General features: G+C 57.6%; 13 protein-coding genes. 8 read left to right on the top strand and 5 right to left on the bottom strand.

Going from position 1 to position 14,168, the window contains the following annotated elements; all coding sequences use genetic code 11:
- Window positions 1-5: 5 nt before the first annotated feature.
- From CAG18_RS02340 to CAG18_RS02315, 6 genes are read left to right on the top strand one after another with little or no spacing between them, the layout of a single operon-like run.
- Window positions 6-566, top strand: coding sequence for a carboxymuconolactone decarboxylase family protein (locus CAG18_RS02340; protein WP_085720148.1), 561 nt, complete (start codon window positions 6-8; stop codon window positions 564-566).
- A 10-nt stretch (window positions 567-576) separates the two neighbouring features.
- Window positions 577-1,395 (top strand): SDR family NAD(P)-dependent oxidoreductase, encoded by an 819-nt coding sequence (locus CAG18_RS02335; protein ID WP_003258699.1) that lies wholly within the window; start codon window positions 577-579, stop codon window positions 1,393-1,395.
- Between the two features lie 60 nt (window positions 1,396-1,455).
- Window positions 1,456-2,400 (top strand): amidohydrolase, encoded by a 945-nt coding sequence (locus CAG18_RS02330; protein WP_224765922.1) that lies wholly within the window; start codon window positions 1,456-1,458, stop codon window positions 2,398-2,400.
- Between the two features lie 36 nt (window positions 2,401-2,436).
- Entirely contained in the window at window positions 2,437-3,372 is a 936-nt protein-coding gene (locus tag CAG18_RS02325; RefSeq protein WP_043935618.1) for an SMP-30/gluconolactonase/LRE family protein, read from the top strand.
- Between the two features lie 25 nt (window positions 3,373-3,397).
- The gene (locus CAG18_RS02320; RefSeq protein ID WP_085720146.1) at window positions 3,398-4,210 is read left to right on the top strand and encodes a substrate-binding domain-containing protein; all 813 of its coding nucleotides are present in this window, start codon (window positions 3,398-3,400) and stop codon (window positions 4,208-4,210) included.
- The gene (locus CAG18_RS02315) at window positions 4,207-5,100 is read left to right on the top strand and encodes an alpha/beta fold hydrolase (RefSeq protein ID WP_085588716.1); all 894 of its coding nucleotides are present in this window, start codon (window positions 4,207-4,209) and stop codon (window positions 5,098-5,100) included. Before CAG18_RS02320 ends, CAG18_RS02315 begins: the two co-directional genes overlap by 4 nt.
- 141 nt (window positions 5,101-5,241) lie before the next feature.
- Here CAG18_RS02315 and CAG18_RS02310 read toward each other — a convergent pair whose 3' ends face one another.
- Window positions 5,242-6,165, bottom strand: a complete 924-nt coding sequence (locus CAG18_RS02310) for a carbon-nitrogen hydrolase family protein (protein WP_085720421.1) — start codon at window positions 6,163-6,165, stop codon at window positions 5,242-5,244.
- A gap of 152 nt (window positions 6,166-6,317) precedes the next feature.
- On the opposite strand from CAG18_RS02310, the gene CAG18_RS02305 reads away from it, so the two are divergent.
- Window positions 6,318-7,244, top strand: a complete 927-nt coding sequence (locus CAG18_RS02305; RefSeq protein ID WP_085720144.1) for a LysR substrate-binding domain-containing protein — start codon at window positions 6,318-6,320, stop codon at window positions 7,242-7,244.
- 73 nt (window positions 7,245-7,317) lie between these two features.
- Here CAG18_RS02305 and pcaF read toward each other — a convergent pair whose 3' ends face one another.
- Window positions 7,318-8,535, bottom strand: coding sequence for a 3-oxoadipyl-CoA thiolase (pcaF, locus tag CAG18_RS02300; RefSeq protein WP_085588712.1), 1,218 nt, complete (start codon window positions 8,533-8,535; stop codon window positions 7,318-7,320).
- A gap of 103 nt (window positions 8,536-8,638) precedes the next feature.
- Window positions 8,639-9,541 carry a LysR family transcriptional regulator gene (locus CAG18_RS02295; RefSeq protein WP_015270305.1) on the bottom strand — a complete coding sequence of 301 codons (903 nt, stop codon included), beginning with the start codon at window positions 9,539-9,541 and terminating at the stop codon, window positions 8,639-8,641.
- A 100-nt stretch (window positions 9,542-9,641) separates the two neighbouring features.
- Here CAG18_RS02295 and CAG18_RS02290 point away from each other — a divergent pair, with 100 nt between their 5' ends.
- Window positions 9,642-10,751: an AbrB family transcriptional regulator gene (locus CAG18_RS02290; protein ID WP_085720142.1), complete on the top strand. Its 1,110-nt coding sequence runs from the start codon at window positions 9,642-9,644 to the stop codon at window positions 10,749-10,751.
- A 10-nt stretch (window positions 10,752-10,761) separates the two neighbouring features.
- Here CAG18_RS02290 and CAG18_RS02285 read toward each other — a convergent pair whose 3' ends face one another.
- Window positions 10,762-12,846, bottom strand: coding sequence for a 3-hydroxyacyl-CoA dehydrogenase NAD-binding domain-containing protein (locus CAG18_RS02285; protein ID WP_085720139.1), 2,085 nt, complete (start codon window positions 12,844-12,846; stop codon window positions 10,762-10,764).
- Window positions 12,847-12,872: 26 nt separating this feature from the next.
- Entirely contained in the window at window positions 12,873-14,126 is a 1,254-nt protein-coding gene (locus CAG18_RS02280; RefSeq protein WP_085720137.1) for an OprD family porin, read from the bottom strand.
- Between the last annotated feature and the right edge of the window lie 42 nt (window positions 14,127-14,168).

Here is a 14,168-nt window from a genome sequence, read left to right as displayed (position 1 = left end):
CGGCCATGAATCGCTTGCCTCCCATTGATCCGCAACAACTGAATGACGCCCAGCGTGTCGTTTACGACCGCATCGCCAACGGCCCACGCAAAGGCGTCCGCGGCCCGCTCGCCATCTGGCTACATCGACCAGAACTGGCTGAGTGCGCCCAGGCCCTTGGTCGCTACTGCCGCTACGACAGCTGCCTGGAACCGCGCCTCTCTGAATTGGCCATTCTGCTGATGGGGCGTCATTGGCTCGCAGAGTATGAGTGGGCTGCACATAAACCGTTTGCTCTGGAGGCCGGCCTGGCTCCCGAGATCATCGACGCCATACGCGATGGGCAAGAGCCGAGCTTTCAGAAAGCCGATGAGGCGTTGGTTTATCGCTTCGTTCGTGAACTGCACGATACCCGCGGCATTAGCGACGGCCTCTACAAAGAGTTCATTGAGCTGCTGGGTAACGACGCCGCAGTCGATCTCGTTGGCATTGCCGGCTACTACACGCTGATTTCCATGACTATCAAGGTCTTCGAAGTGCCGCCACCGGCTGGTGTCGCTCCCGAACTGCCTACCACGTTGAATTGAGGATTACCCCATGACTGAAGATATTCCAACCAGCGATCGCTTGAAAGGCAAGGTCGCCATCGTCACCGGTGCAGGTTGTGTGGGTGCCGGCTGGGGTAATGGCCGTGCCGTGGCAGTACTGTTCGCCCTTGCCGGCGCCAAGGTGTTCGCTGTCGATCGCGACCTCGGCGCCATGGAGGAAACGCTGGGCCGTATTCGTGAAGCGGGTGGTGAAGTGACGCCGTATGCCTGCGACGTCACCGACAGCTCAGCGGTAGCTGCCATGGTAGAAGCCTGCAAGCAAGCGTACGGGACTGTAGACATCCTGGTGAACAACGTCGGCGGCTCCGCCGCGGGTGGCGCAGTTGCCCTGCCAGAGGACAAGTTCGACGCCCAGATCGCTCTGAATCTGAAAAGTGTGTACCTGACCTGTAAACACGTGATCCCGGTAATGGAGGCAAAAGGCAGCGGCTCAATCATCAACACTGCTTCGACGTCTGGCATTCGGTTCACCGGCTCGGCGCAAGTCGCCTACGCCGCGAGCAAGGCCGGCGTCATCCAACTAGGCCGTGTTACTGCCGTTGAGTACGCCCCCAAAGGTATTCGCGTAAATACCGTGGTACCCGGTCAGCTGCATACGCCTATGGTCGAAGTCCGTCTCGCAGGGCAGCGCACCGGCGGCGACGTAAACAAGCTGCTCGACTCCCGCCTGGCTCGAATTCCACTGGGCTTCATGGGCGACGGTCGTGACACCGCTTACGCCGCGCTGTACCTGGCCAGTGATGAGTCGCGCTTCGTGACTGGTACCGAGATCGTCGTCGACGGCGGCATGACCGTTCGCTGCGGCTGATTTCTATAGGGGGCCGGCCATGGCCCCCCGTCCACCGACAAACAATAAGAGCAGGTCACTATGGACGATCTAAATCAAGTTCAGGCCTCACGACGCCTGTTCATCAAGCACACAGCCATCGCTGCAGCAGCTATCACCCTACTCGGCGAAGCAACCAGCCAGACATTTGGAGCCTCCATGTCCAGCCCAACCAATGCGCCTGGGATGTGGGATTGCCACACCCATATTTACGGCCCCTGGGATCGTTTCCCACTCCCTGCGAACGCCGCATACACTCCCGCCCCCGCGCCATTTTCAGATCTTCTGGCGTTGCATCAGCGCCTTGGCATTGAGCACGGTGTGCTTGTTCAAGCTGCACCCTATGGAACGGATCACTCCGCCATCCTGGCCGCAATCGCTGAGAGCGGTGGACACTACCGCGGCGTTGGTCTGATCGACGAAACAACCACCGATGAACAGCTGCAGGTTCTGCACGACGGCGGGCTGCGTGGCATCCGTTTCAATCTAATGGGGCACCTGCCGGGCGCACGGGATCCTCAAAAGCTGCGACAACTGGCCGAACGTGTTGCTCCATTTGGATGGCATGTGTTGGTTCACGGAGAACTACACACTTTGTTGCCGTTCCTGGACCAGTGGAAGGACCTGAAGACGCCTCTGGTCATTGATCACATGGCGCGCCCAGATTTCACCCAACCCCTCGATAGAGAAGAGCTTGCTGCTCTGAAGAAGCATCTTGAGCATTCGGCCCGATGGATCAAGCTCTCCGGTATCGATCGCGCCATGCAGGGTCAACCTGGCCCGTGGCCGCAGGCTCTGGATTACGTTCGCGAGTTTCTGGAGTATGCCCCGGAACGCGCGATTTGGGGCTCCGATTGGCCGCATCCAAACATCAAGGGCTCCCCTCCGGATGACCGCCAACTGCTCAACTTCATTCAACAGGTATGTGACAGCCCTGCACTGAAACAAGCCGTTCTGGTCGACAACCCGGCCCGCTTGTACCGCTGAGCTCTTTTGGTTTCAACACACTGACGGAAACGAATAATGGACGATAGAGATTGGCGTCCAAGCACCCGTGTGCCTGATCCGGCCGTACGGGAGCTTGACCCACGCTTTGCACATTACCGCCTCGCCCACGCAAAAGTGGAACGCTTGGGTGGGGGAATGCGGTGGGCTGAGGGGCCGGCTTGGTTCGCAGATGGCCGGTATGTGCTGCTCACCGATCTGCCCAACGACCGCATCATGCGGTGGGATGAAGCCACCGGTGTCCTCGGCGTGTTTCGCCAACCGGCCAATCAGGCCAATGGGATGACGCGTGATCGCCAAGGCCGCCTGCTGGTGTGTGAACACGGTGGTCGACAAGTCACACGCACGGAATACGACGGCAGCATCACCGTTCTGGCGAGTCACTTTGAAGGCAAGCCACTCAACTCTCCAAACGACATCGTGGTGAAGTCGGACGACAGTATCTGGTTCACCGATCCGCCCTTTGGCTTGGTCAGTGACTACATGGGCCGTCAAGGCGAAGCAGCGCTGCCGGCTAACGTTTACTGCCTAACGCCGGACGGAAAGCTTCACTGCGTTGCCGAAAATGTCGAAGGTCCTAACGGACTCGCATTCTCACCCGACGAGAAAATCCTCTACTTGGTCGAGTCGAGAGCTCGCCCACGCCGCATCGTCGCATACAGCGTCGATGACCAGAACCAGCTCAGCGAGCGCAGGGAACTCATCGATGCAGGCCATGGCCTGCCCGATGGCATACGCGTCGACGTGGACGGAAACCTGTGGTGTGGCTGGGGCGCTCCCGAGCCTGGCCTGGATGGGGTTCGCGTCTTCGCACCTGACGGTACTCCTATTGGACACATTGATCTGCCTGAGCGATGCGCCAACCTCTGCTTCGGCGGCCCGCGACGCAATCGCCTGCTGATGGCCTCCACAACCTCATTGTATTCGCTGTTCGTTAACACTCGCGGCGCCTGAAGTGCGCCCTTCCTAAGGTAGCTATATGAAAAAAACAAGATCTGCTCCGCTACTGCTCTCGACTGGCCTCGCCGGTCTTCTGACCCTCTCTGCCGGCGTTGAAGCATCCGAGCTCAAGATAATCGCGAGCGGTGCGCTGAAGGGGGCCATGGCCCAACTACAGCCAGCGTACGAGAAAGCCAGTGGCAACACACTGAGCATTAGTTGGGGACCTTCGATGGGAGACTCTCCTGAGTCCATCCCCCAGCGAATCAAACACAAGGAGCCTATGGACTTGGCCATCATGGCCAGCGAGACCCTGGATCTACTGGGACCTACAGGTGCTTTCGACATGAGCACTCGCCGAGAAATCGCCGACTCCCGTATCGGCATAGGCGTACCAAAAGGTCATCCTCACCTGGATGTGTCCACCGTGTCCGCTCTGCGTGCCGCGCTACTCAGCTCTGACAAAATCGCATATTCCCAAGGCGCTAGTGGTGTCTACATCCGGACAGAGCTGTTTGCTCGCTTGGGCATCACCGATTCGGTCAAGCACAAAACAGTCGAGATTCAAGGCAAGGAACTGGTGGGCACTGCGCTTGCTCGCGGCGACGCGGACATCGGCATGCAGCAGATCAGCGAACTGAAGGTAACCCCTGGCGTGGATTACCTAGGCCCGCTTCCCGATGAGGTACAGAAAGTCAGCCGGTTTTATGCGGCCGTGGCCAGTACCACTTCTAACACCAAGGTTGCACGTGAATTCCTTGAATACCTCAACAGTGCCGAAGCTAACAAATTGCTTGAGGAAAGCGGCCTTGAACCTGCCCCATCACTTACTGCCCAAGGAAAAAAACAATGAAAAAGATTTCTCACTTCATCATTGGTGCGTCCCTGACGCTGGCTGCCTCCATCGCCATGGCTAGCAGCTCTGCCGCAACGAATGCAGTGCAACAGGAAATGGTGCGGTACGACAACGTCCAGATCGAGGTCAACTCCCAAGGTAAGGGTCCGATCATCGTGATGCTTCCCTCGCTGGGACGCTCGGGTCGTGACTATGACCAAGTGGCAAATTACCTGCAGCAAGATGGGTTCAGGGTGGTGCGCCCTGAACCCCGCGGCATAGGCCAAAGCAAAGGCCCGATGGAAAAGCTCTCAGTCCATGACTTTGCCCGCGATATCGCTGCAGTTGTCGAGCACGAGAAACAAGGGCCGGTAGTAGTGGTTGGGCACGCCTGGGGTAACTTCCCGGCTCGACAACTGGCGGCCGACAGGCCCGACCTGGTGCGCGGCGTGGTGCTCGCAGCGGCTTCTGCCGGCAAGGTTCCACCCGGATCGTCTGAGAAGCCCATCAACGCCGAAATGCGTCAGGCAATCGATGGGGCCGGTGACATGTCTCTGTCCGAAGAGCAACGTCTGGTCTACCTGCGCAAAGCATTCTTCGCCCCCGGCAACGACCCTCGTGTCTGGCTTGGCGGATGGCACGACGAAACGCATGAAGCTCAGTCCCATGCACGCAATACCACACCGGTCGATGACTACTTCGCCGCTGGCAAGGCCCCAATCCTCGACCTGCAGGGTGAATCCGACACAGTAGCCCCACGCAGGTTCTCAGGCGTTCTGCAAAGCATGCTGGGCGATCGCGTTCAGGTGGTGGTGCTCAAAAACGCCGGACATGCGATGGCGCCTGAGCAACCGAAGGCAATGGCCGACGCTATTGCGACGTTTGCCAAAGCTCAGTACGCGCATTGATGGAAACCAGGACGGGCGCCGCGAGGCGCCTGCCCTTGGTCTGCACATCCACGTTTCACTGCCCCTGCCTGAGCGACGACATCACGGCGCATTTGCGCTTCGCAAAGCTAATCAAAGCCTGCCGCAGGTTCCGAAAACTCCTCACTTGAAAAAGTCGACACCCGGCCTGGCGCGCTCATCGACGCTCAGTGAAAACACATCGGGCCGCGAATAGTGGCCAACCACATCGAAGTCGTAGCGAGCACGCACCAACTCATCAAGATCGATTTCTGCCGTCAGTAATCCCTCTTCACCACGCAGTGGACCGGCGAGTACATCACCCAGCGGCCCGACGATGACACTGTTGCCCTGAATCAGGGGACGGTCAGGATCCCAGGCTGGTACCTCGATACCCAGTTCGAGTGGCGATTTCTGCACCTGACATGCACTAACCAAAAACATCCGCCCCTCATGAGCGATATGCCGCATGCTGGCCAGCCAGACGTCACGCTCATCGACTGTCGGCGCGCACCATACCTGCACGCCTTTGGCGTACATCGCAGTGCGTAACAACGGCATGTGGTTTTCCCAGCAGATCGCCGTGCCGAGCTTGCCGGCTGGTGAATCGACAACAGGTAATGTCGAGCCGTCACCCTGCCCCCAGATGAGACGCTCAGTACCCGTTGGCATCAACTTGCGGTGCTTGGCGATGAGTCCACCCTCTGGTGAGAAGAACAGCGCGGAACAGAACAGCGTGTTACCAGAACGCTCGATCACCCCGACGACCAGGTGAGCTCCCGTGCGTTCGGACAATGCAGCGAGCTCGTCTGTCTCCGCGCCGGGGACATCAATAGCATTCTCGAAATAGGCTTGGAATGTCTCACGCCCCTCCGGCAAGCGATATACCAGGAAAGTGCCGAATATCTGCCCTTTTGGGTACCCACCTAGGATCGCCTCGGGCAATACGACCAGTTTCGCCCCGCTCGACTTTATCTTGGCCTCATACTCGATGATGGATTTCAGCGTCTGGGCCTTTCCGAGTGGATGGGAGCCAACCTGTAGCGCTGCAACGGTGATACGGGACATGATGAGATCTCGCATGATGTAAGTGCAGGCAATGTTCGGCCCCGATCCGTTATTGAGCAATACTGCACCGACTCGATCTGATATCAATTACAATCATATCGTGACAGCATTGGGGGACTGCTACCTGTGTGCCTGGAAAGATTCCACCAATCATGAAAAAGCTGGACATCGCCTCTGTGGACCTGAACCTCTTCAAGGTTTTCGAAGCCTTGTATGAGGAAGGAGGCGCGGGCCGCGCCGCCATTCGCCTGGGCATTACCCAATCAGCGGTGAGCGCTGCTCTATCCAGACTACGGGCAGTGTTCGGTGACCACTTGTTCGAACGGACAGGACGAGGCCTTAAACCCACCGCAAAAAGCGAGGAATTGCGCCCTATCGTGGCCGCCGCGCTGGACAAGTGTCGTCAGGGGCTGATGTTGGCACTCCATGACGATGCGGCGATTCACGGGCGCGCCATTGCACTGGGCATGTCGGATGACTTCGAACTGGCAATTGGCAGGCTGTTGATCGACAAAATCCGGGAACAGGCGCCTGGTATCCGCCTAGTGTTCAAGCAAACCCACAGCTTGCTGGCAAGCGATGCTTTGATGAACCGGCAATTTGATCTTGCCTTGACATCGGGCGCCGTGGCCTCGAAGACGCTGGGGCGGCTGGCGCTTGCAACGGGTGACTACACCTGCCTTACTGCGGCCCGTGCTGACGCCACCCCGCTGACACCCGGGTCTTACCTTGAAAAGCGCCACATTCTGGTTTCATCGGGCGGCTATGTGGGCGTGGTTGATGAGGTGCTAGCTGCGCAGTCGCTGAATCGCACAGTGGAGGCTTCAACCACTCATTTCGCCGCGCTTCCCGCGCTTCTGCAGCACAGCGACTGCGTGGCCACCTTGCCGACCCATGCCGCCAAAGCCTTGGCCAGCGTCAGCAACGTCCAATGCCACCCATGCCCAATCAACCTTCCGCGCTACTCAATAGAACTGGGATGGCGAATCGACAATGCGCGTGATCCTGCCATTGGCTTGATCATTACCTTGATTCGTGAAGTCATCGCCCAATTGCCTGGTGTCGTGGTCGTCGGTTGATTCAAAGGACAGAGACGCTGCTGGCCCATTCAGGCTGGCGGTTTATGGTCCACCAGTACAGCAATATCTTTCTCTAGGTGACAGCGTCGATACGTTCGAAGGCCAGCGCCAAGCCTTGTCCCACCCCCACGCACATCGTGGCCACACCAAAGCGCCCCCCCGTCTTCTCGAGCTGGTGCACCGCTGTCAAGACCAGTCGATTTCCGCTCATCCCCAAAGGATGACCCAGCGCTATAGCTCCACCGTTGGGGTTCACTCGCTCACTGTCATCTGGCAAACCGAGCTCGCGCATCACTGCCAATCCTTGCGCTGCGAAGGCTTCATTGAGCTCAATGACGTCGAAAGCATCAATTGTCATGTTCAGCCGTTGCAGAAGTTTTCGCACAGCAGGGACTGGACCAATTCCCATTACTTCAGGCAAAACACCGGCGCTGGCCATTCCAAGGACCCGGGCACGAGGTTTTAGACCGAACTTGTCTACCGCATCAGCACTAGCGAGGATCATCGCGCTGGCGCCGTCATTCAGGCCTGAAGCGTTGCCAGCAGTTACCGTGCAATAAGGACCATTTACCGGTTTGAGTTTGGCCAGCGCTTCTGCAGTGGTTTCAGGACGGGGGTGCTCATCACACACCACAACGGTTTCGCCCTTTTTGCCGGGAATGATGACGGGAACAATCTCTTCAGCATAAAACCCGCGCTCGATCGCGCTAGCAGCTCGTGCTTGACTACGCAGAGCCATGGCGTCCTGATCCTCACGAGAAATGCCGTACTGCTGGGCAACTTTGTCACCGGTCATCGGCATACTATCGACACCGTACGCGCTTTCCATTGCCGGATTGATGAAGCGCCAACCGAGCGTCGTGTCTTCAAGTTTCTGCGTACGCCCAAACGGGCCGTCAGCTTTTCCCATGACGTAGGGTGCACGAGTCATCGACTCAACACCTGCGGCAACGGCCAATTCCATTTCCCCATTAGCAATCGCCCTGAAAGCCGCACCAATAGCTTCCAGACCGGATGCGCACAGCCGATTCAACGTCACACCAGGTACCGAAGGAGAGAGCCCAGCGAGTAAAAGCGCCATGCGTGCCACGTTGCGATTGTCTTCACCTGACTGGTTGGCGCACCCCATGAAGACTTCGTCCACGGCGGCCCAATCGATACCTGGATTGCGCTCAATCAACGCTTTGAGTGGGATAGCAGCAAGGTCATCCGCCCTCACTGCAGAAAGGACACCATTCAGACGGCCAATCGGGGTGCGTACTGCATCACAGATGAAGACATCGCGACTCATCAGAGCTCTCCTTACAAGAGTGGTTAGCGCAGCCAATCGACGCGCGCCCACAGTGTCGGAGAGCACTTCGGCAGTGACAATGAGCGAGTTCCACTGACTGGAATCAGATCTCTGTGAAAAATCGCTTTCCGTCAGCCTTCAGCAACTCGACCATCAGTCGCACAGCCGGTGCCAGATAGGCCTCCGCTCGCACTGAAACCGCGACGGTCCGAGTCATCGTCGTCTCTTGAATAGGGACCTCTCTTAGAGTGGATTGCCAACGTCCAGACACTAACGTTTCCCGGGCCAGAAAGCTCAGTAATTGCGTCTTGGCTATCAGCCTCGGCAACAATGAAACGGCATTTGCTTCAATCTGCACCGTAGGAGCAGGCAACTGATGTGACCTGAATGCCTCGTCGATCCAGCGTCTGGAGGCGACTGCATCACCAGGCAGAACCCAGCGGTATTGGCATAGCGCTGCGATGCTGATAAGAGAAGAGAAGACGGGATGATCTGCGCTGGCCACGACGACAGCTTCATCTTGAAGAATCGGGAAGGTGAGCAGATGGGGATCACCAGCATTCAAAGGGCAAATAATCGCATCCAGGCGGCCGGAGCTCAGGGACTCCCTGAGAATGTCATCTTGGCCGATCGAGAGCTTCAATCGCAGCTCGGGAGCGCGCTCCAACAAGAAGGATGCCAACTGCGGAAGGAGGTGCTCGGCCATGCTCGCGGAACAGCCCAGGCGTATAGTCCCGATTTGCCCGCTCGCAAAGTCTCGTACTTCGCGCTCGGTCTCCGCAATGCTCAGTTGTAACTGCCGCCCGCGCTGGAGAAGGAGCTCGCCAACCTCAGTGAGCCTTATTCTCCTGCCTTCTCGTCTGAAAAGCTGCGCGCCTAAAGCCTCTTCGAGACGCTGAATGCTTTTGCTGAGCGCAGGCTGACTTTTGTGCAACAACTCTGCAGCTTTACCGAGATGACCCGTTCGGGCAATGGTCTCGAAGTAAGTGAGGTCCCTAAGATCCATGATTCATAACTCTCGGTAATCGGTTCATCAAAAACAGCAAATGGACCACGCCCATTAGCCCCTCGGATAATCATCTGGCCCAGCATCCGAGGATTCTCCAGTGCCAACCCCCTCTTCACTCTCGAAGCCCGCCCTGCTGCAGTGGCTATGCGTGGTACTCGCAGCCGGCGCTGCGGGGCAGTTTTTTCACTTCCTGCATATCCCTGCAGGTCTGTTCCTCGGGCCCATGCTCGCGGGCATTGCTTGTGGTCTTTTGGGCGTGACAATCCGTGTTCATCGTCATGCGTTTCGCTTCGGCCAAGGTTGCGTGGGTGTGTTGGTGGCTCACTCGATGACTTGGCCAGTCATCCAGACGCTCGCACAATCCTGGTATCAGATGTTGGGTATCACAGCCCTGACACTGGCCATGAGCGCACTGGTAAGCCTGGGAGCTATCCGATTCAGTGGCCTATCTAAAGCAACTGCAGCTTGGGGAACAGCACCCGGTGCAGCATCGGCGATGGTGGCAATGTCGGAAGATTATGGAGCTGATGCACGTGTGGTTGCGACCATGCAGTACGTCAGGGTGGTTTGCGTGATAGTTGTAGGAGCACTGGTGAGCCACGTGCTAGGTGCGCAAACGCCTTCCTCAGGAGCCGCCAATATGGGCCAGACCGGAAACCTGTTGGATCTAGTTTTGAGTCTCGGGGTCATCTTGGTCGGTGTTGCAGCAGGTACGCGTCTGCCGGCAGGCGCACTGCTGGTGCCACTACTGCTTGGAGGCGCGTTACAGCTGTCTGGCGCCATAACGATTGATCTTCCCAGTTGGATCTTCAGCCTGGGCTACGGTTTGATCGGATGCTACATCGGACTCAGATTTGACCGACGAACCGTCGCGTACGTCTGGCGGCAAATGCCTGCAATGGTTTTGAGCTCTTCTGCCCTGATTTTACTGTGTGCCGGCTCTGCCTGGTTCCTTGCAAAGCTGATGGGTATTGATTTTCTTTCGATGTACTTAGCCACAAGCCCAGGCGGCCTGGACGCCATGGCGATCCTAGCTGTCGAGACGCACGCAGACACCGGCTTCGTGCTCGCCAGCCAAACGCTGAGACTGTTTTCCGTAGTATTGGTCAGCGTGGTGATGGCGCGCCAGGTTTTGCGAAACGCGCCCTCAGATGCCGCAGAAAAAAAGGGTCAGCCGAAGTCGTGGTCATCGGCCGACCCAAAGTAAATCCGCAGCATTAACTTTGGCTAAGTGAAACACGCTCCTTTGCTCTGGATTGAAGCAAAGCGCAGACATTCAATTGCCGGTCAGGATGCTTGAGAGCCCACTGCTCCAGGGCTTCGCCGATCTGAGTCAGCCCGATCTGATCTGCATAGTAGAGAAGCCCACCGCGGTAACGTGGGAAGCCATATCCGTGGATCCAGATGAGATCAATGTCATTAGGGCTGTCGACAATGCCTTGCTCCAACATGTGAGCGGCTTCATTGATCATTACGAATAAACACCGCTGCAAGATCTCATCGTCCGAGATTACCCGCGGCTCCAGGCCTCTTGCGTGCCTGTGTTCAACAAGCATCTTCGCAACGAATGGATCAGGAGAACCCTTGCGCTGGCCCTCTTCATACCGGTAGTACCCCGCCCCAGACTTCTGGCCGAGACGGCCGGCCTCGTGTAGCTGCTCAATCAGGTTGCATCGACGCTCAGCCTGACCGAGGTGTTCCCCCCGGCCTTTCCTGTTGAACCACGCGATATCAACGCCAGCCAGATCACGCAGTTCAAAGGGGCCGATCGGGAAGCCGAAGCCACGTAGCACTCGGTCGACATCCTCTGGTGACGCGCCTTCCTCAAGCAAGAATGTCGCTTCGCGCTCGCGGACGGCCAACAACCGATTCCCTACAAACCCATAGCAGTGCCCTACCGCAACCGCGGTCTTGCCCAAGCGCCCACCCAGTTGGAGCACGGTTGCCAGCACATCGGGGTGCAGGTGAGCGGTTTTCACAACCTCGAGCAGCTTCATGACGTGAGCGGGGCTGAAAAAATGCATACCGATGACGTCTCCTGGGCGATCGGTAACACTGGCAATCGCATCGACATCGAGGTAAGAGGTATTGGTTGCCAGGATCGCCCCGGGCTTGGCAAAACGATCCAGCGTTCGGAAGACGTCTTGCTTGACGGCCAAGTCTTCAAACACTGCCTCGATGATCAAATCTGCACCTGCGATCGCCTCAAGACTACCTTCGTACCGAATATGCCCAGCATGCTCAGCCGCCTTTTCTGCGGAGAGGCGGCCTTTCTCAAGCGCGCTGACATAGTAGCGCTCGACAGCCGCTCGTCCGCGATCAAGCGCCGCAGGCTGAGTATCGATCAGCACGGTCGCGATACCCGCGTTAGCCAAGCACAACGCGATACCGCTCCCCATCGTGCCCGCTCCGATCACCGCGACCGAATCAACGGCACGAACTGGGGCTTGTTTAGCTAATGTGCGGCGGCGAGAGGCAAGATCACGCTCGGCAAAGAAGACATGCCGTAAGGCGCGTGCCTGAACACTTTCACGCCGAGAAATAAAAAGATCTCGCTCCAGCGCCATGCCCTCGTTAAAGGGAACCTGCCAAGCTGCCTGCAGTGCTTGGAGCGCGAGAGGTGGAGCCTCCTGCCCCACAAGCTTATGAAGAATCGCCTGAGCCCGTCGCTGGAAAACTGCTGGATCAAATGCAGATACGGTCCGATTGCAGCAGCGCGGTATCGGCTGCCCAATAATCTCCTGGGCGAACTCCAAAGCAGACTCGAATACGGATGAGCGACTCAAGCGATCCAGTAAACCAATCTCCAACGCTTGCTCTACACCAACCTGCTCTCCGCCCAATACCATATCGAGCGCCGGGAGCATCCCGCACAAACGCGGCAGGCGTTGCGTTCCGCCGGCGCCGGGGATCAAGCCCAAACCCACTTCGGGTAGCCCGAACTGAGTGCCTGGACCTGCGATGCGGTAATGGCAGGCAAGCGCAAGCTCAAGGCCGCCACCTAGGACCGAACCATGCATCGCAGCGATAACAGGCTTCGGCGAGTTTTCGATTGCCGCCAATACATCAGGCAGGTGCGGAGCCTGCAAAGGCAGATCGAACTCTTTTATATCAGCACCGGCGATGAAGGTACGCCCCTCACACACGATCACTACTGCCCGAATATCGGCGTCACCCGCCGCCTGCTCGAGTCTCGCAAGTACCTTTTCGCGGACCTCACGCGAGAGGGCATTTACTGGCGGATTGTTGATGATGATCAGACCGACATCACCTTCGCGTTGAAGCGCTACGAGGGAGTGCATCGTTTCTCTCCTGGTGAGGATATTGATTACAGAAGCGACAACGGGTAGCTGACAATCACCCGCACATCATCGGCATCCCGAGCGAAGTCCGCGCGGTAGGTGGCACTGCGCAGACGCATGCTCAGCCCCTTCAGGGACCCGCTCTGCAACACGTACTGCAACTCGACATCGAGCTCGCGCTCGCCGTCCGAGCCGGAATCCACTCCGCGCACATCAGCTTGGTTGCCTTTCAGATATCGAGTCATGAAGGTCAACCCTGGGACACCCACGCTCGCAAGATCGAAGTCGTAGCGAGCCTGCCAGGAGCGCTCGTCCTTCTCGGCGAAATCGCCCACCTGCACGAAGTTGACCAGGTAGGGGTCAGTGCCATCCACGTAGGGGAATGCCGAGTCCCCGGACATTTTCTGGTAGCCGAGACCAAAAGCGTGGCCACCCAGTTTGTAAGTACCCATGACACTGAGTGCGCGGTTGTCGATAGGACCGCCGCGGGCTTGCCCCTGATCGTCGCTGTCGAACAAGCGGACATCACTCGTGAATGAGCCCCAGGTGCTCTTTCTACGATCAGTCAAACCGTAAAATCGCTGGGTATAGACGTCTTCGAGAACCGCGTACTGAGCCAACAAATCCGTACTATCAGCAAGGTGGTACGCCACCCCCATCAGGTTAAAATCACCGCCATCAAGAGGACCGCTAAACCGACGGTTCTTATTGTTCAGTGCCAGCCCTGTGGAACCGGATTGATCGCGATATACAGTTCCCTGGATCTTCGCCCCGGTAAACTCCAAGGCTTTCCATTCGTTGATCTGAATCTGGGCACCGTCGAATGTCTGGGGCAACAAACGTCCGTTGTTAGAGACCAGGGTTGGCCATTTTGGTATCAACGTGCCGACACGGAGCTCGCTCTCGGACACCTTGACTTTGAGTGTCCCACCGGCTTTGGAGTAGTTGTCCGGCACATCACCATCATCTTGCACTGGCAGCAACCCAGTACCCGAACGACCCGGCCCTGAGTCCAGCTTGACCCCAAGCATGCCGATTGCATCGAAGCCAAAACCTATAACGCCAGGCGTGTAGCCCGACTCATAGCGTAGAATGAAGCCCTGGGCCCATTCCTGTCGCTTGGATTGCGCACTACCTTCGCGAAAATCTCGGCTCATGTAGAAGTTGCGCAGCTCCAGGGAAGCTTTGCTGTCTTCAAAGAAGCCTTGCGCACCAGCAAGCGGCAGATACACGGCAAAGCCAACCCCTGCCGCGCAGAGCGGCATATTTTTTTTCATCATTACTGCTTACCAAGAAGTTGATCGTGCGCGGCGGTAGTCCGT

The organism is Pseudomonas sp. B22(2017), from assembly GCF_002113105.1.
GTDB classification, from domain to species: domain Bacteria; phylum Pseudomonadota; class Gammaproteobacteria; order Pseudomonadales; family Pseudomonadaceae; genus Aquipseudomonas; species Aquipseudomonas asiatica.
This window is presented reverse-complemented; position numbering and strand designations above follow the sequence as displayed.

Bases quoted from the DNA above. Each gene is read 5' to 3' on its own strand.
- CAG18_RS02330 (WP_224765922.1), top strand. From the start codon at position 1,456: ATGGACGATCTAAATCAAGTTCAGGCCTCACGACGCCTGTTCATCAAG.
- CAG18_RS02295 (WP_015270305.1), bottom strand. From the start codon at position 9,541: ATGGATCTTAGGGACCTCACTTACTTCGAGACCATTGCCCGAACGGGT.
- CAG18_RS02315 (WP_085588716.1), top strand. From the start codon at position 4,207: ATGAAAAAGATTTCTCACTTCATCATTGGTGCGTCCCTGACGCTGGCT.
- CAG18_RS02285 (WP_085720139.1), bottom strand. From the start codon at position 12,846: ATGCACTCCCTCGTAGCGCTTCAACGCGAAGGTGATGTCGGTCTGATC.
- CAG18_RS02335 (WP_003258699.1), top strand. From the start codon at position 577: ATGACTGAAGATATTCCAACCAGCGATCGCTTGAAAGGCAAGGTCGCC.
- CAG18_RS02280 (WP_085720137.1), bottom strand. From the start codon at position 14,126: ATGATGAAAAAAAATATGCCGCTCTGCGCGGCAGGGGTTGGCTTTGCC.
- CAG18_RS02320 (WP_085720146.1), top strand. From the start codon at position 3,398: ATGAAAAAAACAAGATCTGCTCCGCTACTGCTCTCGACTGGCCTCGCC.
- CAG18_RS02305 (WP_085720144.1), top strand. From the start codon at position 6,318: ATGAAAAAGCTGGACATCGCCTCTGTGGACCTGAACCTCTTCAAGGTT.
- CAG18_RS02340 (WP_085720148.1), top strand. From the start codon at position 6: ATGAATCGCTTGCCTCCCATTGATCCGCAACAACTGAATGACGCCCAG.
- CAG18_RS02310 (WP_085720421.1), bottom strand. From the start codon at position 6,165: ATGTCCCGTATCACCGTTGCAGCGCTACAGGTTGGCTCCCATCCACTC.
- CAG18_RS02325 (WP_043935618.1), top strand. From the start codon at position 2,437: ATGGACGATAGAGATTGGCGTCCAAGCACCCGTGTGCCTGATCCGGCC.
- pcaF (WP_085588712.1), bottom strand. From the start codon at position 8,535: ATGAGTCGCGATGTCTTCATCTGTGATGCAGTACGCACCCCGATTGGC.